Below are 18,775 nucleotides of genomic sequence, written 5' to 3'. Positions count from 1 at the left end.
TTCAGTGGCCAGCAAGGTTCGAAAGCGATAAATAGCCGCAATGTCCGTCTCTCCCCCGTCGACTGCGCGTCGATCGCTCTCCCTTTTCCTGCTTCCCGCCTGCGCCAGCGCGCTGGCGCTGCTGATCGCGCCGCTCGCTTCGGCGCAAACGACGCCGGCACCGGCGGCCGCATCGACGCTCGCGGGGCAAGCAAGCGACTGGCTCTATGAAGGCAGCGATATTCCGCGCGATGAGGGCTGGCGCTTCGGGGTGCTGCCCAATGGCTTGCGCTACGCCGTTCGCAACAACGGCGTGCCGCCGGGACAGGTGTCGATCCGGGTGCGGATGGATGTCGGGTCGATGTTCGAAACGGACAGCGAACGCGGCTTTGCGCATCTGCTCGAACATCTCACCTTCCGCGGCTCGCTGCATATTCCCGATGGTGAGACGAAGCGCATCTGGCAGCGTTTCGGTGTCACCTTCGGCAGCGATTCGAACGCGCAAACGACGCCGACGCAGACCGTCTATCAACTCGACTTGCCCAGCGTGACATCGACGACGCTCGACGAAAGCATGAAATTGCTGTCGGGCATGGTGCGCGAACCGCGGATCACCGATGCCGCGGTGACGGCCGAGCGCGGCGTCGTGCTGTCCGAACTGCGCGAACAGGACGGGCCGCAAAAGCGCATCGCCGATGCGACGAGCGCGCATCTGTTCGCAGGACAGTTGCTCGGCGAACGCTCGCCGATCGGAACCACTGCGGCGCTCGGTGCGGCTAACGCCAACAGCGTTCAGGCGTTTCACGATCGCTGGTATCGCCCCGACCGCGCCGTTGTCGTGATGGTCGGCGATGGCGATCCCGCACAGTTCGCCATGCTGATCGGCAAATATTTCGGCGACTGGAAAGAAGCGGGTGCGAATCCGGCGCAGCCCGATTTCGGCAAGCCCGATCCGTCGCAACCGGTCGCGAAGGAAATCGTCGAGGCGAACCAGCCGCTCGCGCTGACGCTCGCGATGATCCGGCCGTGGAAAAAGCGCGTCGATACCGTCGAAAACACCCGGCGCCTCTACCTCGAATATCTCGCGCAGGCGCTCGTCAATCGCCGGCTGGAAAATCGCGCGCGCAGCGGCGGCAGCTACCTCGTGGCCACCGTCAGCCAGGATTATGTCAGCCGCAGCGCCGATGTCACCTCGGCCGAAATCGTCCCGCTCGGCGACTGGAAGGCCGCGCTCGCCGACGTGCGCGGGGTTATCGCCGATGCCGTCCAGACGCCGCCGTCGCAGGCCGATATCGACCGCGAAGCGAACGAGATCGAGGCTTTCCTGCGCAAGGAACTGGAAAATGCGCCCAACGAGCCGGGGTCGCGCCTCGCCGATGACATGGTGCGCGCGGTGGATATCGGCGAGACGGTGACGAGCCCCAAGGGGCAGGTCGATATGTTCGCCGCGATCCGCGCGTCGGCGACGCCGCAGGTGATGCTCGACATCAGCCGGGCGATTTTCGCGGCGCCCGTCACGCGGCTCGTGCTGACGACGCCGACGCCGATCGAAGGCGGCGACAAGGCGTTGCTCGCTGCGCTTGCCGCGCCCGTCACCGCGCGCGACGATCGCGTCGCGGCGGCGAAGGTCGATTTCAGCCAGCTTCCCGCGCTGGGGCAGCCCGGCACGATCGCATCCGAAACGCCGCTCCCCGGGCTGCGCGTCCAGCGTCTCGAATTCGCCAATGGCGTGACAGCGCTGGTTGCCGACAACAAGGTCGAACCCGGCAAGGTGCGCGTCAACGTCCGCTTCGGCAGCGGCAATCGCAGCGTCGCGGGGAACGCGCCCAATCTGCTGTGGACCGGCGATTATGCGTTGATGGCAAGCGGTGTCGGTCCCTGGGGCCAGAACGAGCTCGATCAGGCAACCAACGGGCGCCAGATCCAGATGGGCTTCGACATCGACGACGACGCCTTTGAAATGACCGCAGAGAGCAACCCCGCCGATCTGCGCGATCAGCTGCGCCTCATGGCGACGAAGCTCGCGGCGCCGCGCTGGGATGCCTCGCCGATCGAGCGGCTGCGCGTTGGCCTGCTGACCGGTTTCGACCTCAATGACGCGACGCCCAACGCGGTGCTCGACCGCAATCTGCGCGGGTGGTTGGCAGGCGGCGACACGCGCTGGGCGCCGCCGTCGCGCGCCGCGATCGAAGGGCTGACCCCCGCCGCCTTTCGCGCTTTCTGGGAACCGCGCCTGAAAAGCGGCCCGATCGAGGTCCAGATTTTCGGTGATCTCGAATCGGTCGATTATAAGCAGTTGCTTGCGGAAAGTTTCGGGGCGCTTGCGCCGCGCCAGCCGCTCGCACCGCCGGGCGGACAGAGCGTTGCCTTCGCGCAGCATAATGCAAAGCCGTTCGTCGCCTATCACACCGGCGACAAGGGGCAGGCGGCGGCGATGATCGCCTGGCCGACGAGCGGCGGGATCGACAATATGCGCGACGCGCGGGCGATGGATGTGCTCGCTGCGATCTTCAACGATCGCCTGTTCGACCGGCTGCGCGCTGAACAGGGCGCAAGCTATGGCCCGGTCGTTGACAGCCATTGGCCGACGGGTTTCGAAAAAAGCGGCGGTTATCTGCTCGTCGGCAGTCTGCTGGCACCAAAGGATGTGAACCGGCTCTACAGCATCGCCGACGACATTGCCGCCGATCTCGTCGCGCGGCCGGTCAGCGCCGATGAACTCGCGCGCAACGCCGGGCCGATCCGCGAACAGGTCGCGCGCGCGACGACCGGCAATCTTTACTGGATGTATCTGCTCGAGGGGGCGACGCGCGATCCGCGCTATATCAAGGCGGCGATGGCGATCGAGGACGATGTGACGAATATCAGCGCCGCCGACATCCAGCGTCTGGCGCGGCAATATCTGGTGCCGGGGCGGAAATGGTCGCTGGCGGTGTTGCCGAAGGGAATGACGCTGGCGCAGGCGGCGGCGCTCGATGCCGGAGCCATCGGCGGCGGCAAATAGTCAGGCGCTGCCTTCGGGGCGGCGCAGCTTGCGGATGCGCGGTTCGTCGGCGAGCTCGCCCTTGGTCATGATGTCGTGGCGCATGCGCGCCCGGACATCGTGAATCGAGGCGATGACCGGCCCCATCGCAACCCCCAGATCGACCAGCACCGCTTCGGCGAGTTGCAGCGAGCTTTCGAGCGTTTCGGGCACCGCGTCGGTGGCGCCGGCCCGATAGAGCGCCGCGGCATGATCGGCGTCGCGCGCGCGGCTGATGATCGGCAGCTCGGGATATTTCTGGCGAAGCTGGCGCGTCATGCGCAATTGCTGCACCGGATCGTCCATCGTCAGCACGATCGCGTCGGCATTTTCGATCCCCATCCGGTCGAGGCTGCCGGGGCGGGCCACATCGGCGAAGCGGACCGAAAAACCGTCGCGCCGCGCCGCCGCGACGGTGTCGATATCGGCGTCGACCGCGACATAGCGTCGCTGATGTTCGCGCAGCAATTCGGCGACGGTGCGCCCGACGCGGCCGAAGCCGACGACGACGGTGCGGCCTTCGGGCGTTTCTTCTTCCTGCGCGTCGCCGCTGCGCATCTCGATCCGGCGCGCGACATCGTGGCCCACGCGGGCGAGGAGCGGCGTGATCGTCAGGCCGATTGCCGTGACGAGCTGCCAGAATTCGGCGGTGGTGCGGCTTATGAGCTGCGCCTGCAGCGCCGTTGCAAGGACGATCAGCGTCGTTTCCGACGGGCTGGCCATCAGCAATCCGACCTCGGCCGCCGTGCCGCGCCGCGCGGCGCCCGAAAAGCGCAGCAGCGCTGCGGTCACGATCGATTTGATCAGGACCACGCCGACGACGGCGGCGATCAGCTCGGGCCATTGCGCCGCGATCGTCTTGAGGTTGAGCCCCATGCCGACGCTGATCAGGAACACGCCGAGCGCGAGGCCTTTGAAAGGCGCCGTGATTGCTTCGACCTCGCCATGATATTCGGTCTCGGCGATCATCAGGCCGGCCAGCAGCGCGCCGACGATCGGCGACAGGCCGACCGCGGCGGTCGCCAGCGCCGCGACGATCACGACCAGCAGGCTCGCCGCCAGAAACAGCTCGGGATCCTTGGCGCGCGCGGCCTGCGCAAAGATGCGCGGCAGCAGGAACCAGCCCGCGACCGCGAGGATCGCCACGACCAGCGCGCCCTGCCACAGCGTCGTCAGCATAAGCTCGGTATTGTCGCTCGCCGCGATGGGGGACAGCGCGCCGAGAACGAAGATGATCGGGACGATCGCCAGATCCTCGAACAGCAACATCGCAAAGGAAGCGCGGCCGACGGCCGATTTGGTGCCCGCGATTGGCAGCACCAGCGCCGTCGATGAGAGGGCGAGGGCGATGCCGAGGCCATAGGCCGCGGCGGTCGAATGATCGCCTAGCAGGAACAGCGCCGTGCCGAGTATCGCGCCGCCGAGCAACAGTTCGGCGGCCCCGATGCCGAAGACCAGCTTGCGCAGCTGCCACAGGCGTCGGAACGACAGTTCGAGCCCGATCGAAAAGAGCAACAGGATGATGCCGAATTCGCCGAACAGCGCGATGTCTTCGCTTGACGCGATGGTGATGTGCCGCAGCCACGGATAATCGGCGGCGAGCGCGCCGAGCCCCGATGGCCCGACGAGCAGCCCGACGAGAATGAACCCGATCACCGGCGAGATGCGAAAGCGCGCAAAGGCCGGGATGACGATTCCCGCCGCCCCCAGCACCACCAGCGCGTTGCCGATAGCCGATGTGTCCTGTTCACTTACCATAAGGGCCGACCTTATGCAGGCCGGCCCCGATTGGCTAGATGCCTATCCCAACCTTTTCGGTTGTTTAAGCCCTATGGCTCAGGCGCCCATCTTCTTTTCGAGATTTTCGACGATCGCTTCGAAGAAGCCCTCGGTGGTCAGCCAGTTCTGATCGGGACCGATCAGCAGGGCGAGATCCTTGGTCATCTTGCCGCTTTCGACGGTTTCGATGCACACACGCTCAAGGTCTTCGGCAAACTTCGTCACCTCGGGCGTGCCGTCGAGCTTGCCGCGATGCTTGAGCCCGCCGGTCCAGGCAAAGATCGACGCGATCGGGTTCGTCGAGGTCGCCTTGCCCTGCTGGTGCATGCGGTAGTGGCGGGTGACGGTGCCGTGCGCGGCTTCGGATTCCACGGTCTGGCCGTCGGGCGTCATCAGCACGCTGGTCATCAGGCCGAGCGAGCCGAAGCCCTGTGCCACCGTGTCCGACTGGACGTCGCCGTCGTAATTCTTGCAGGCCCAGACGAACTTGCCCGACCATTTGAGGGCCGAGGCGACCATGTCGTCGATCAGGCGATGCTCGTAAATGATGCCGGCTGCTTCGAATTTGGCCTTGAATTCGTTCTGATAGACTTCCTCGAACAGATCCTTGAAGCGGCCGTCATAGGCCTTCAGGATCGTGTTCTTGGTCGACAGATAGACGGGCCAGCCGCGCGCGAGGCCATAATTCATGCTGGCGCGCGCGAAATCGCGGATCGAATCGTCGAGATTGTACATCGCCATCGCGACGCCGGACGAGGGGAACTGGAACACTTCCTCGTCGATGATCGTGCCGTCCTCGCCTTCGAACACCAGGCGCAGCTTGCCGGGGCCGGGGACGCGATAGTCGGTGGCGCGATACTGATCGCCGAAGGCGTGACGGCCGACGACGATCGGGTCGGTCCAGCCGGGGACAAGCCGCGGGACATTCTTGATGACGATCGGTTCGCGGAACACGACGCCGCCCAGGATGTTGCGGATCGTGCCGTTGGGCGACTTCCACATCTTCTTGAGGCCGAATTCCTCGACGCGCGCTTCGTCGGGGGTGATCGTCGCGCACTTCACGCCGACGCCATATTTCTTGATCGCATTGGCGGCTTCGACGGTGATCTTGTCGTCGGTGCGGTCGCGTTCCTCGATGCCGAGGTCGTAATAATGCAGGTCGACGTCGAGATAGGGCAGGATCAGCCGTTCGCGAATCCACTGCCAGATGATCCGCGTCATTTCGTCGCCGTCGAGTTCGACGACCGGGTTGACTACCTTGATCTTGCCCATGCTGCTGCCTTTTCCTTGGGGAGTCGAATTGCAGGGGGCCTTAGGCAAAGCCGGGGCAATGTTCAACCGCCCTGGTGCCGTCCCACGAGCGGGCGGGGCGGGATAAGCGATTGTCAGTGCCCGATGCGCGCCCTAGAACAACCCGCATGTCCACCACCATCTCTTCCAACCGCCCCGGCGGCGGCATCAAGTGGCGCTGGCCGTCGATTCACCCCGAGGGCCGCAAATTCCTGTTGATCGCGGCGATCGTCACCGTCTGTTTCTGGCTGCTCGGCTGGGAAATCGCCGGCTGGCTGATGGCCGGAATCACCGCGTGGGTCGGCGCCTTTTTCCGCGACCCGGTGCGCGTGACGCCGACCAGTGCCGACCTGGTCATCGCACCCGCCGACGGGCTCGTCACCCAGATTGCCGAAGTCCCGCCCCCGCCCGAAATCGCTGGGGCCGACGGGCTGGGCGATGCGCCGATGCTGCGCGTATCGATCTTCATGAGCGTGTTCGACGTCCATATCAATCGCACCCCGGTTGCCGGGACGCTGCGCAAGCTGGTTTATATCCCCGGCAAGTTCGTGAACGCCGATCTCGACAAGGCGAGCGAGGAAAACGAGCGCCAGCATTTCGTCGTCGAACGCGCCGACGGGGTGCGCATCGGTTTCACCCAGATTGCGGGGCTGGTGGCGCGGCGCATCATGCCCTTCGTCAGCATGGGAACCGAGCTTGCGACGGGCCAACGCGTCGGCCTGATCCGCTTCGGCAGCCGTGTCGATGTCTATCTGCCGCAGGGTACGGCGCCGCAGGTGTTGCTGGGGCAGCGCACGCTGGCCGGCGAAACGATTGTTGCCCGGCTCGGCAAGGGCGACACGATCGACGGCATCGGGCAATAATGGCGGGCGATCGCGATCCGCGGACGGGCGTCGACCCGCGCCGTATCGGCGGCATTCCGCTGCGTGCCTTTGCGCCCAACGCGATTACCGCGCTCGCCCTGTGCTTCGGCCTGACGGGCGTGCGTTTCGCGATCGGCGAGGAATGGGAAAAGGCGCTGGCGGCGGTGATCTTCGCCGGGGTGCTCGACGGGATGGACGGGCGCATCGCGCGCCTGCTGCGCGCGCAGAGCAAATTCGGCGCCGAACTCGATTCCCTCTCCGACGTCATTGCCTTCGGCGTCGCGCCGGCGATGATCCTGTTTCTGTGGTCGCTGGACGACGCGCCGAAATTCGGCTGGACCGCAGCGCTGGCGCTCGCGGTCGGCTGCGCGCTGCGGCTGGCGCGGTTCAATTCGCGGATGGACGCCGATGTCCAGCCGCACAAGTCGGCGGGCTTCAACACCGGCATTCCGGCGCCTGCGGGGGCGGGACTTGCCTTTGTTCCCGTCTATCTCTGGCTTTCGACCGGCAGCGACCTGTTCCGCGAATGGTATGTCGTCATGCCGTGGGCGCTCGGCGTCGCGATGCTGATGATCTCGGCAATCCCGACCTACAGCTGGTCGTCGATCCGCCTGCGCCGGTCGTGGCGGCTGTTCGCGCTGGCGGGGGTGGGGCTGCTCGGCGCGGCGCTCGTCACCGCGCCGTGGCCGACCTTGCTTGCGATCTGCGTCTTCTATGTCGGGCTGCTGCCCTTCGGACTTGCGAGCTACGCGAAAGTCAGGCGGCGCGGCTGATCAGCGGTTGAACGCGAACCGGGGTGCGAACGCCTCGCGGCATGCCGCGGCGGCGTAGCGGCACGACGGTCGCGGCCGGGCCGGTCTGGGGGGATGAGCCGTGCGGGAAGGCGCCTTCGCCGGCAAGCGCCGACAAGATCGCATCGCCATTGGTGCGCAGCATGGCGAGAATCACCAGCACACCCAGTCCGGCGGCACTTGCGAAGAGAAGAGCGGCGGCGACCTGAACCATTTTCTTGTCCTTTCGGCTTCCCTGTGCGAAACCTTTGCCCGGAGCTACGGTTTTGCTGATCTTTTCGTTCCATGTTCTCTATTTGTTCTCAATGCTAATGCGGCGAAGCGTTATGTTTTGTCGATGAGTTGAGTCGGGCGCGGTGCAAGGCGCACCGAGCGGGCAGGGCGGCTAATCGACGCTTGGGCCTTGCTTTTCGCGGGCAAGCCGTCTAACGGCCCGCCCATTCCACATGGAAGGCGCACATACCGGTGCCGGGATGATTCCCTAGCGGATCGCTCGGTTCTTGCCTTTCAGAGGACTAACCGGAAGGAGAAAGACTATGGCGGCTCCTGTCGTCACGATGCAGAATCTTATCGAAGCTGGCGCCCACTTCGGCCACCAGACTCACCGTTGGAACCCGCGCATGAAGCCGTATATCTTCGGCGCGCGCAACGGCATCCACATCCTCGACCTGTCGCAGACCGTGCCGCTCTTCGCGCGTGCGCTCGACTTCATCTCGTCGACCTCGGCCGCCGGCGGCAAGGTGCTGTTCGTCGGCACCAAGCGCCAGGCGCAGGGCCCGATCGCCGATGCGGCCCGCGCTTCGGGTCAGCACTTCGTCAACCACCGCTGGCTGGGCGGCATGCTCACCAACTGGAAGACGATCTCGAACTCGATCAAGCGCCTCAAGTCGCTCGAAGAACAGCTTTCGGGCGACACCTCGGGCCTGACCAAGAAGGAAGTGCTCAACAAGACGCGCGAACGCGACAAGCTCGAGCTCAGCCTCGGCGGCATTCGCGACATGGGCGGCATTCCCGACGTGATGTTCGTGATCGACGCGAACAAGGAAGAGCTGGCGATCAAGGAAGCCAACGTCCTTGGCATCCCGGTCGTCGCGATCCTCGATTCGAACGTCTCGCCCGATGGCATCGCTTTCCCCGTTCCGGCGAACGACGATGCGGCGCGCGCGATCCGTCTTTACTGCGAAGCGGTTGCCCAGGCGGCGACCCGCGGCGGCCAGCAGGCCCGCGCCGATCGCGGCGAAGATCTGGGTGCGGCGGTCGAACCCGTTGCCGAGCCCGTGCTGACCGAGGACGAACAGGTCCCGGCCGAAGCGGCTGCCGAAACCGAGCGCCAGGCCGACGCCTGAGCCCGTGCGGCATGACGGGGCGGCGCGCCGATCGGCGGTCGCCCCTGTCATCCCTTTGACTTATCGCCCCGCCATGCGCGCGGGCGTCCCGCGGGTCCAATTGCGCCCGCCCTTTTGAAAGGAACATCCGATGGCTGAAATTACGGCCGCTCTCGTCAAGGAACTGCGCGACCGCACCGGCGCAGGCATGATGGACTGCAAGAAGGCGCTTGCCGAAAACAACGGCGACATCGAAGCGTCGATCGACTGGCTGCGCACCAAGGGCCTTGCCGCCGCCGCCAAGAAGGCCGGCCGCGTCGCTGCCGAAGGTCTGGTCGGCGTTGCCGCCGACGGCACCAAGGGTGCCGTCGTCGAAGTCAACAGCGAAACCGACTTCGTTGCCAAGAACGAACAGTTCCAGGCGTTCGTTCGCGACGTGACGCAGGTCGCGCTCGCCGAAGGCATCACCGACATCGAAACGCTCGCCGCCGCCGGCTACCCGACGGGTGGCACGGTCGCCGAACAGCTCACCAACAACATCGCCACGATCGGCGAGAATCAGTCGCTGCGCCGCGCCGCGATCCTGTCGGTGAACTCGGGCGTCGTGACCGGCTATGTCCACAATGCCGCGGCGCCGGGCATGGGCAAGATCGGCGTGCTCGTCGCGCTCGAATCGACCGCTGGCGCCGACGTTCTCGAACCGCTGGCCAAGCAGCTTGCGATGCATGTCGCCGCCGCCAACCCGCTGGCGCTGAACGGCGACGATCTCGACGCCGATCTCGTCGCGCGTGAACGGGCGATCGCGGAAGAAAAGGCGGCCCAGTCGGGCAAGCCGGCCGAGATCGTCGCGAAGATGGTCGATGGGTCGATCGCCAAGTTCCGCAAGGAAAATGCGCTGCTGTCGCAGCTCTTCGTGATGGACGGCAAGACGCCGGTCGCCGAAGTCGTCGCCGCTGCGGGCAAGGATGTCGGCGCGACGATCACGCTGACCGGCTTCATCCGCTTCCAGCTCGGCGAAGGCATCGAGAAGGAAGAGAGCGACTTCGCCGCCGAAGTCGCCGCCGCCGCGGGCGTCTAAAAGAAGAACCGGATTGCTGCGCTTGGGGCGCCGCAGTCCGCTTGGCAATGGCGCGCACTCTCTCTAGGGTGCGCGCCATTCGCATATTACGAGTTTGCAAGAGGTTCCCCCCGACATGGCATTGCCCGGCATGAAACGCATCCTGCTCAAATTGTCGGGCGAGGCGCTGATGGGGCCGACGCCCTTCGGGATCGATCCCGCAACGGTCGCGAGCATGGCGGCCGAGGTCAAGGAAGCGAAGGATCGCGGCCTCGAAATCTGCCTCGTCATCGGCGGCGGCAATATCTTTCGCGGCATGGCGGGGGCGGCGAAGGGCATGGACCGCGCACAGGCCGACTATATGGGCATGCTGGCGACGGTGATGAATGCGCTTGCCATGCAGAATGCGCTCGAGCAGCTCGGCGTCCAGACCCGCGTCCAGTCGGCGATCGAGATGGACAAGGTGTGCGAACCGGTGATCCGCCGCCGCGCCGAACGCCACCTCGAAAAGGGCCGCGTTGTCATTTTTGCCGCGGGCGTCGGTGCGCCCTATTTCACGACCGACAGCGGCGCGGCGCTGCGCGCGGCGGAAATGAAATGCGATGCGTTGCTGAAAGGCACCAGCGTCGATGGCGTCTATAACGCCGATCCGAAACAGGATCCGAGCGCGGTGCGCTACGACAGCCTGAGCTATGACCGTGTCCTCGCCGACAATCTGAAGGTGATGGACGCGAGCGCCGTGGCCTTGTGCCGCGACAATAATATTCCGATCGTCGTGTTCAACATTCGCGAAGCCGGAAATCTGGCGCGGGTGCTGGCCGGCGAGGGCGTCGCCACCGTGGTCGGCGGCGCGGCCTGAAACGATCAAGAGAGGAAAGACAGATGGCGAAATATGACAAGGCCGACTTGGAGCGCCGCATGCACGGCGCGGTCGAATCGCTGAAGCACGACCTTGCGGGGCTGCGCACCGGCCGCGCCAATTCGGCGCTGCTCGATCCGGTGACGGTCGAGGTCTACGGCAGCCATATGCCGCTCAACCAGGTCGCCTCGGTCAGCGCGCCCGAACCGCGCATGCTGGCGGTGCAGGTGTGGGACAAGTCGAACGTCGGCCCGGTGGACAAGGCGATCCGCTCGGCCGGGCTCGGCCTCAACCCGATCGTCGATGGCCAGCTTCTCCGCTTGCCGATCCCCGAAATGACGCAGGAACGCCGCAAGGAATTGTCGAAGCTTGCCGGGCAATATGCCGAAAAGGCGCGCGTCGCCGCCCGCAACGTCCGCCGCGACGGCATGGACAATCTGAAGCAGGACGAGGCGAAGAAGGAAATCAGCGAGGACGAGCGCAAGCGCGCCGAAACCGAAGTGCAGAAGCTGACCGACGCGACGATCGCCGAAATCGATGCGGCGGCGGCAGCGAAGGAAAAGGAAATTCTGGGCTAGTGCTCCTCCGCGCTACCCTCTCGGCCGTTCGGGCTGAGCCTGTCGAAGCCCCGTCCTTTTCTTGCCCAGCAAAGAACGGCCCGTCGACAAGCTCAGGGCGAACGGAGTCTTAGGCTTTTCCGGTGTCCGAAACGCATCACGGTGCCCGCCATGTCGCCATCATCATGGATGGCAACGGCCGCTGGGCCAAGAAGCGCCACCTGCCGCGCATCGCCGGTCATCGCGCGGGGGTCGAGGCGGTGCGCACGATCGTGCGCGCGGCCGGCGACCTGGGGATCGAGGCGCTGACCCTCTATGCCTTTTCGTCCGAAAACTGGAAGCGGCCCGAGGACGAGGTCAGCGATCTGATGGGCCTGCTCAAGCGGTTCATCGTCAGCGATATCGACGAATTTGCCGCCAATGACGTGCGGCTCAAGATCATCGGCGATTGGCGCGCGCTCGCGCCCGATGTCGTCGCACTGATCGAGGATGCGATCGCGCGCACCGCGCATAACCGGCGCACCACGCTGGCGGTCGCGCTCAATTATGGCGCGCAGGATGAACTGGTGCGGGCGGCAAAGGCCGCGGCGGCGGAAGGCGAGATCAGTGCCGAGACGATCGCGGCGCATCTCGACACCGCCGACATGCCGCCGCTCGACCTGTTGATCCGCACGTCGGGCGAAGTGAGGCTGTCGAATTTCCTGCTGTGGCAGGCGGCTTATGCCGAGCTTTATTTCACCGATCGGCTATGGCCCGATTTCAAACCCGCCGACCTCAAGGCGGCGCTCGATCATTTTGCGGCGCGCGAGCGCCGTTTCGGAGGATTATAAGGCATGGCGGGCGCAGCTAAGTCGGATCTGTGGGTGCGCATCGGGTCAGCGATCATCCTGTTCGCGATCGCCGGCACCGCTCTGTGGTTCGGCGGCATCGCCTTCGGCCTGCTCCTGCTCGTCGGCGGCGCGCTGCTGCTGGTCGAATGGTTCCAGCTCGTCCGCGCGATGGGGCTCGGCAGCGGCGGCAAGGCGGCCTTCTCGGCGCTCGGATTGCTGCTCGTCATCGGGGCGATCGGTGGGCTCTGGTATATCCGGCAGAATCTGGGGATGACGGCGGCGCTGTGGGTGTTCGGCATGGTCTGGGCGACCGACATCGGCGCCTATTTTGCCGGACGCGCCTTTGGCGGCGCGCGGCTCGCGCCGACGATCAGCCCCTCGAAAACCTGGTCGGGGCTCGTCGGCGGCATGATCGCGGCGCTGATTGCGAGCGCGACGATCGGCGACCGCGGCCAGATTATCGGCGTCCCGCTGTGGATCGGCCTGTTCATGGGCCTCCTCGCGCAGCTTGGCGATCTCGGCGAAAGCTGGATGAAGCGCCGCGCCGGGGTCAAGGATTCGGGCAAGCTGATTCCGGGGCATGGCGGCATTTTCGACCGCGTCGACGGCTTGCTGCCCGTCGCGCTCATTCTCGGTGCACTCGCCGTCGCGGGTCAGATCGCGGTCCGGGCGGCCGGCTGACATGCGCCGCCTCTCGGTCTTTGGCGCAACGGGTTCGGTCGGGCAATCGGCCCTCGACCTCGTGCGCCGCGACCGCGATGCATGGCAGATCGTCGTGCTCAGCGCCAACAGCGACGTTGCCGAACTGGCGCGTCTGGCGCGCGAGTTCACCCCCGAAGTCGCCGTGATCGGCGATGCCGCGCGCCATTACGAGCTCAAGGCGGCGCTGGCGGACACGCATATCGGCGTGGCGGCGGGCGCCGACGCATTGGTCGACGCTGCGCGGCTTCCCGCCGATCTGGTGCTCGCCGCGATTGTCGGTACCGCCGGGCTCGCGCCTACGATGGCGGCGATCGAGGCCGGGTGCGACGTGGCGCTGGCGAACAAGGAATCGCTGGTGTCGGCGGGCGAGTTGATGATCGCGGCGGCGCAGCGGTCCGGCGCGACGATCCTGCCGGTCGATTCCGAACATAATGCGATCTTTCAGTGCCTGGCGGGCGGACGTCTCGATCAGGTGCGGCGCATCATTCTGACCGCGAGCGGCGGTCCCTTCCGCACGATGCCGGCCGAGGCGATGGCGCGCGTCACCCCGGCGCAGGCGGTCGCGCACCCCAATTGGTCGATGGGCGCCAAGATCAGCGTCGATTCGGCGACGATGATGAACAAGGGCCTCGAACTGATCGAGGCGCATCATCTCTTTCCCGTCGGCCTCGACCGGATCGAAATCCTCGTTCACCCGCAATCGGTGATCCACAGCCTCGTCGAATATGTCGATTGTTCGACGCTGGCGCAGATCGGATCGCCCGATATGCGCATTCCGATCGCGAGCGCGCTCGCCTGGCCGCAGCGTATGGCGACGCCGTGCGCGCCGCTCGATCTTGCCGCCATCGCGCGGCTCGATTTCGAAGCGCCGGACGAGGAGCGCTTTCCGGCGACGGCGCTGTGCCGCGCCGCGATCGCCGAGGGCGGCGCGCGGCCCGCGCAGCTCAACGCCGCCAACGAGGTGGCGGTCGCCGCCTTCCTTGCGGGGCGGATATCCTTTCCGGCAATCATCGACACGGTAAAGCGCGTCCTCGATGCCGATGCGCCCGCCGTGCCGGGTGCGCTTCAGGACATATTCAGCGTCGACGCCGCATCCCGCGCGGCCGCGCAGCATTTTGTGGACCAACTCGAACATGCTTGAGTCGCCCGGTTTCCTGTTCACCATTCTTGCGTTTCTGGTCGTGCTCGGCCCGCTCGTGTTCGTGCACGAATATGGCCATTACATCGTCGGCCGCTGGTGCGGGGTGAAAGCCGACACCTTTTCGATCGGTTTCGGGCGCAAGATCCTCGGCTGGACCGACAAGCGCGGCACCGAATGGAAGATCGGCTGGCTGCCGCTTGGCGGCTATGTCCAGTTCGCGGGCGACCGCGATGCGGTGAGCCAGCCCGACGCCAACTGGCACAATATGCCCGCCGAAGAACGATCGCACAGCTTTCCCGCGCAGCCGGTCTGGAAACGCGCTCTCATCGTGCTCGCGGGGCCGGTGACCAATTTCCTGTTCGCCATCGCGATCTTTGCCGCCTTCAACATGGCTTATGGCGTGCCGACGACGCCCCCCGTCGTTGGCGCGGTGGAGCCGGGCAGCGCGGCCGAAGCCGCCGATCTGCGGGTCGGCGACCGGATCGTGGCGATCAACGGCGGCGCGATCGAGAAATTCGACGACATTCCGATGGCCGTGGCCTTCGACCTTGGCAAACCCGCCGAGCTTGCGATCCAGCGCGGCGGCGAACGCATCGATGTGCTGCTGCGGCCGCGCGTCATCACCGAAACCGATCGCTTCGGCAACAAGGGCGAACGCGCGGTGATCGGCATCCGATCGGGTGAGATTGCCTTGGAACCTGTCAATCCGCTCGCGGCCGTTCAGGCTGGCGCGGCCCAGACCTGGGGTATCGTGCGGTTGACCGGGGATATATTGGGGCAATTCCTCACCGGGCAGCGGTCGGTCAAGGAAATGGGCGGCCCGCTCAAGATCGCGAAACAATCGGGCGAGATGGCGACGCTGGGGCTTTCCAGCCTGATCTTCTTCGTCGCTTTCGTTTCCATCAATCTGGGGTTCATAAATCTGTTGCCATTGCCCATGCTCGATGGTGGCCATCTGCTTTTCTACGGCTATGAAGCAATTCGGAGGCGGCCGGCGCCGCCGCAGGCGCAGGAGTGGGCGTTCAGATTCGGTTTTGCGGTGATCGTGACGTTGATGCTGGTCGTGACTTTCAACGATTTGGGCTCAATTGGCGTTTGGGACAGGATCGCCCGCTTGATTGGATAGCCAGACTAAGGCAGGGAGAGCGCGCACTTGGGCCGGAGCGGGACCTGGGCGCAGGGATACGGATTTTTGCGGGATGAACGGTGTGGCTTCACAGAAATTTTCGGCACGGACGCGACTGACCGCGGTGCTTTTGACCGGGTCGATGCTGGCGTGGCCGGTTGCGGCGCTGGCGCAGGTCGCCCCGCCGCCGGTGACATCGACGCTGCCCGTTCCGCCGACCGAGGCGGCACCGACCGCGGCCACGATCAAGACGATCACCGTCGTCGGCAACCAGCGGCTCGAGGCGCAGACGATCCTCTCCTATCTGCGCCTGCGCGTGGGGCAGCCCTATGACCGTTCGGTACTCGACCAGGCACTCAAGGATCTGGCGTCGACCGAATTGTTCAAGGATTATCAGATCAGCGATGACAATGGCGCGCTGACGATCCAGGTGACGGAAAACCCCGTCATCAACCGCGTCATCCTCGAAGGCAACAAGCGGCTGAAGGAAGACAAGATCCGGCCCGAGATCAAGCTTGCGCCGCGGCAGATTTTCACCCGCTCGAAGGTCCGCGCCGACGTCGCGCGTATCATCGAACTCTACAAGCGGCAGGGCCGCTTCGCCGCGACCGTCGATCCCAAGATGGTCCAGCTCGACCAGAACCGCGTCGATGTGGTGTTCGAGATCGACGAAGGGCCGAAGTCGAAGGTCCGCCAGATCAACATCATCGGCAACGAACAGTTCAGCGACGGCGAACTGCGCGGCGAAATGGCGACGAAGCAGGCCAGCCTCGGCAATATCCTGTCGTCGAACACGACCTACGATCCCGATCGTCTGGCCTATGACCAGCAGAAGCTGCGCCTCTTCTATCTCCAGCACGGCTATGCCGACTTCCGCGTGATTTCGGCGGTGGCGGAGCTGACCAGCAACAAGCAGGACTTCATCATCACCTATGTGGTGGAGGAAGGCGAGCGCTACAAATTCGGCGACATCGACGTGAAGAGCCAGCTGCGCGACTTCAAGCCGGAGACGCTGAAGCGCCTGCTGCCGATGAAGACGGGCGACTGGTACGACGCCAAGCTTGTGGAAGATACGGTGGAAAGCCTGAGCGAAACCGCCGGCCTCTTCGGCTATGCCTTCGCCGACATCAATCCCGAATTCCGCCGCGATCCCGAAACGCGGACGATGGCGATCACTTTCGACGTCGGCGAAAGCCCGCGCACCTATGTCGAGCGCATCGACGTCAACGGCAATACGCTGACGCATGACAAGGTGGTGCGCCGCGAGTTTCGCCTCAACGAAGGTGACGCCTTCAACAGCTTCGGGGTCAAGCGCACCGAGAACCGCCTGAACAGCCTTGGCTATTTCCAGGACAAGCTGGAGATCGAGCGCAAGGAAGGCTCGACCCCAGATCGCATCATCCTCGAAACCAATGTCGAAGAAAAGCCGACAGGCGAATTGTCGCTTTCCGCTGGTTTCTCGTCGATCGAGAATTTTCTGCTCCAGGCGTCGATCCGCCAGCGCAACTTCCGCGGTCTCGGCCAGCAGCTTCAGGCATCGGTCAATTATTCGAGCTATTCGAAGTCGGTAGAGCTTGGTTTCACCGAGCCTTATCTGTTCGACCGCAACATCTCGCTTGGCGGCAGCATCTATCGCCGCGACCTCAACTCGTTCAACTTCATCAACAACAACCGCCAGACGACCTTCCAGCAGATTACGACGGGTTTCCAAGTCAATATGGGCGTTCCGCTTACCGAATTCATGTCGGTGTTCGGTCGCTACAGCCTCAATCTCGACGATGTGACGCTCGACAAGAATCTCTATTATTTCGGGGGCAATTGCGACCCGCTGGTCGCCGGCCGCTATCTTTGCGACGCGATCGGCAAGCGCACGACGTCGCTCGTCGGCTACACCATCGCCTATGACGATCGCGACAACCGCCTGCGCCCGACGCGCGGTCAGTCCTTCACGCTGGGACAGGATTTTGCCGGCCTCGGCGGCAGTGTTCGGTATGTCCGGACGACCGCGACGGCGAGCAAGCATTTCAACCTCGGCAGCAAGTTCATCCTGAACATCTCGGCCGAAGGCGGCTATATCTATCCCCTTGGCGATGCTCCGTCGCCGACCAGCGACAAGGTGCGTTTGACCGACCGCTTTTTCCTTGGCGAACCGCAACTGCGCGGCTTCGACATCCGCGGCGTCGGCCCCCGCGTCGTGCGCTACGGCAATGTCGATCTGACCGATCCCATGAACCCGATCCTCGACACGTCGGACAATGCCCGCGTCGACGACGCCTTGGGCGGACGCGCCTATTACAAGGGGCGGTTTGAGGTCGATATTCCGCTCGGCAGCGGCGCGAAGGAGCTTGGCCTTCGCCCGTCGGTATTCCTCGACTTCGGGTCGGTCTGGGGCGTTAAGCGCCCGACGCTGACAACGCTGGCCGATTTCAGAGACCCGGCCGATGGTATCACCAAATATCTTTGCCGTAATGCCTCGACCGGCGCGACGACCTTTGCGAGTCAGACCGTCGTCACCGACACAACGACCGGTGTGGTGACGCCGACTGGGCAATATACCACTTGCGACGCCACCAACGGCTTCACGCCGCTGGCACCATTCGAGGAACGCTATCTGGGCGACAGCTGGAAACCGCGCGTCGCGATTGGCGCTGGCGTCAACTGGAACTCTCCGTTTGGTCCTTTCCGGATCGACTTCGCTTACGCCCTCCGCAAAGAAGAGGGTGACGATACGAAACGCTTCTCATTCAACGTAGGAACACAATTCTGATGAAGAAAATTATTGCCGCTTCGGCGCTTGCCATTGCCGCGCTTTCGGTTTCGCCGCTTCTGTCGGCTCCGGCCATTGCACAGGCGAAATCGGTCGCGCTCGCCGACGTTCGCGTTGCGGCCTCGCGTTCGAACGCCTTCACTGTCGCATCGCAGCAGATCCAGACGACCTATAAGGCACAGATCGACCAGCAGGAAACCCGCGGTCAGACGCTGCAGGCCGAACTGAACGTGCTGGTGGCGAAATATAATGAAGAAGCGAAGAAGACGCCGCAGAATCAGGCTGCGCTCCAAGCCGCTGCCAAGGCCGTGCAGGACAAGCGCCAGTCGGCTTCCGCCGAGCTTAACAAGATCGGCGAACCTGTCGACCTCGCGATCGCCTATGTTGAGGATCAGATCAGCGTTCGCATGAACGAGGCGATCCGCGCCGCGATGACCGCCAAGAAGGTCGACCTGCTGCTGCAGCCCGACGCCGTGCTGGCGCGCGACCCGAGCACCGACATCACCGATGCGGTCGTTACCGAACTTAACCGCATTCTGCCGAACGTGTCGATCACGCCGCCGGCGGGTTACAAGCCCGGCCAGCTCGTGCAGCAGAAGAACCAGCAGGCGATGGACCAGGCACGCGCCGCCGCGGCTGCCCAGCCGGCTGCGTCGGGCGGCACGCCGCCGGTCACCCGCTAAGCGC

Annotated in this window: 16 protein-coding genes; 13 read left to right on the top strand and 3 right to left on the bottom strand. The window is 64.8% G+C overall.

Annotated features, from left to right (window positions below):
- The first annotated feature begins 40 nt into the window (after positions 1-40).
- Positions 41-2,983 carry a M16 family metallopeptidase gene (locus tag EBMC1_RS02730; protein WP_003040179.1) on the top strand — a complete coding sequence of 981 codons (2,943 nt, stop codon included), beginning with the start codon at positions 41-43 and terminating at the stop codon, positions 2,981-2,983.
- Here EBMC1_RS02730 and EBMC1_RS02725 read toward each other — a convergent pair whose 3' ends face one another.
- On the bottom strand, positions 2,984-4,759 hold the full coding sequence (locus tag EBMC1_RS02725) for a cation:proton antiporter domain-containing protein (RefSeq protein WP_003040176.1): 1,776 nt from the start codon (positions 4,757-4,759) through the stop codon (positions 2,984-2,986).
- A 78-nt stretch (positions 4,760-4,837) separates the two neighbouring features.
- Complete coding sequence (locus tag EBMC1_RS02720; RefSeq protein WP_003040174.1) at positions 4,838-6,052, bottom strand: NADP-dependent isocitrate dehydrogenase; 1,215 nt, start codon at positions 6,050-6,052, stop codon at positions 4,838-4,840.
- A gap of 146 nt (positions 6,053-6,198) precedes the next feature.
- Here EBMC1_RS02720 and EBMC1_RS02715 point away from each other — a divergent pair, with 146 nt between their 5' ends.
- Both EBMC1_RS02715 and EBMC1_RS02710 read left to right on the top strand, forming a co-directional pair.
- Positions 6,199-6,933, top strand: coding sequence for a phosphatidylserine decarboxylase (locus tag EBMC1_RS02715; RefSeq protein WP_003040171.1), 735 nt, complete (start codon positions 6,199-6,201; stop codon positions 6,931-6,933).
- Positions 6,933-7,706: a CDP-alcohol phosphatidyltransferase family protein gene (locus EBMC1_RS02710; RefSeq protein WP_003040168.1), complete on the top strand. Its 774-nt coding sequence runs from the start codon at positions 6,933-6,935 to the stop codon at positions 7,704-7,706. Before EBMC1_RS02715 ends, EBMC1_RS02710 begins: the two co-directional genes overlap by 1 nt.
- Here EBMC1_RS02710 and EBMC1_RS02705 read toward each other — a convergent pair.
- Entirely contained in the window at positions 7,690-7,938 is a 249-nt protein-coding gene (locus EBMC1_RS02705; protein ID WP_003040164.1) for a hypothetical protein, read from the bottom strand. The genes EBMC1_RS02710 and EBMC1_RS02705 overlap by 17 nt on opposite strands.
- 322 nt (positions 7,939-8,260) lie before the next feature.
- Here EBMC1_RS02705 and rpsB point away from each other — a divergent pair, with 322 nt between their 5' ends.
- The 10 genes from rpsB to EBMC1_RS02655 all read left to right on the top strand — a co-directional run bounded on the left by rpsB (position 8,261) and on the right by EBMC1_RS02655 (position 18,771).
- Complete coding sequence (gene rpsB / locus EBMC1_RS02700; RefSeq protein ID WP_003040161.1) at positions 8,261-9,070, top strand: 30S ribosomal protein S2; 810 nt, start codon at positions 8,261-8,263, stop codon at positions 9,068-9,070.
- Between the two features lie 130 nt (positions 9,071-9,200).
- Entirely contained in the window at positions 9,201-10,127 is a 927-nt protein-coding gene (gene tsf, locus EBMC1_RS02695) for a translation elongation factor Ts (protein WP_003040157.1), read from the top strand.
- Between the two features lie 115 nt (positions 10,128-10,242).
- Entirely contained in the window at positions 10,243-10,965 is a 723-nt protein-coding gene (pyrH, locus tag EBMC1_RS02690) for a UMP kinase (protein WP_003040155.1), read from the top strand.
- Positions 10,966-10,988: 23 nt separating this feature from the next.
- On the top strand, positions 10,989-11,543 hold the full coding sequence (gene frr, locus EBMC1_RS02685; RefSeq protein WP_003040152.1) for a ribosome recycling factor: 555 nt from the start codon (positions 10,989-10,991) through the stop codon (positions 11,541-11,543).
- A 122-nt stretch (positions 11,544-11,665) separates the two neighbouring features.
- A complete protein-coding gene (uppS, locus tag EBMC1_RS02680; RefSeq protein ID WP_003040149.1) occupies positions 11,666-12,352 on the top strand; it encodes a polyprenyl diphosphate synthase in 687 nt (228 codons plus the stop codon).
- Between the two features lie 3 nt (positions 12,353-12,355).
- A complete protein-coding gene (locus tag EBMC1_RS02675) occupies positions 12,356-13,033 on the top strand; it encodes a phosphatidate cytidylyltransferase (protein WP_003040145.1) in 678 nt (225 codons plus the stop codon).
- 1 nt (position 13,034) lies between these two features.
- Complete coding sequence (locus EBMC1_RS02670) at positions 13,035-14,195, top strand: 1-deoxy-D-xylulose-5-phosphate reductoisomerase (RefSeq protein WP_003040142.1); 1,161 nt, start codon at positions 13,035-13,037, stop codon at positions 14,193-14,195.
- On the top strand, positions 14,188-15,321 hold the full coding sequence (gene rseP, locus EBMC1_RS02665; protein ID WP_003040139.1) for an RIP metalloprotease RseP: 1,134 nt from the start codon (positions 14,188-14,190) through the stop codon (positions 15,319-15,321). Before EBMC1_RS02670 ends, rseP begins: the two co-directional genes overlap by 8 nt.
- A 73-nt stretch (positions 15,322-15,394) precedes the next feature.
- On the top strand, positions 15,395-18,088 hold the full coding sequence (gene bamA, locus EBMC1_RS02660; RefSeq protein ID WP_003040136.1) for an outer membrane protein assembly factor BamA: 2,694 nt from the start codon (positions 15,395-15,397) through the stop codon (positions 18,086-18,088).
- Positions 18,088-18,771, top strand: a complete 684-nt coding sequence (locus EBMC1_RS02655; RefSeq protein WP_003040132.1) for an OmpH family outer membrane protein — start codon at positions 18,088-18,090, stop codon at positions 18,769-18,771. Before bamA ends, EBMC1_RS02655 begins: the two co-directional genes overlap by 1 nt.
- The last annotated feature ends 4 nt before the right edge of the window (positions 18,772-18,775 follow it).

The sequence above is a fragment of the Sphingopyxis sp. MC1 genome, assembly GCF_000371385.1.
Taxonomy (GTDB): domain Bacteria; phylum Pseudomonadota; class Alphaproteobacteria; order Sphingomonadales; family Sphingomonadaceae; genus Sphingopyxis; species Sphingopyxis terrae.
This window is presented reverse-complemented; position numbering and strand designations above follow the sequence as displayed.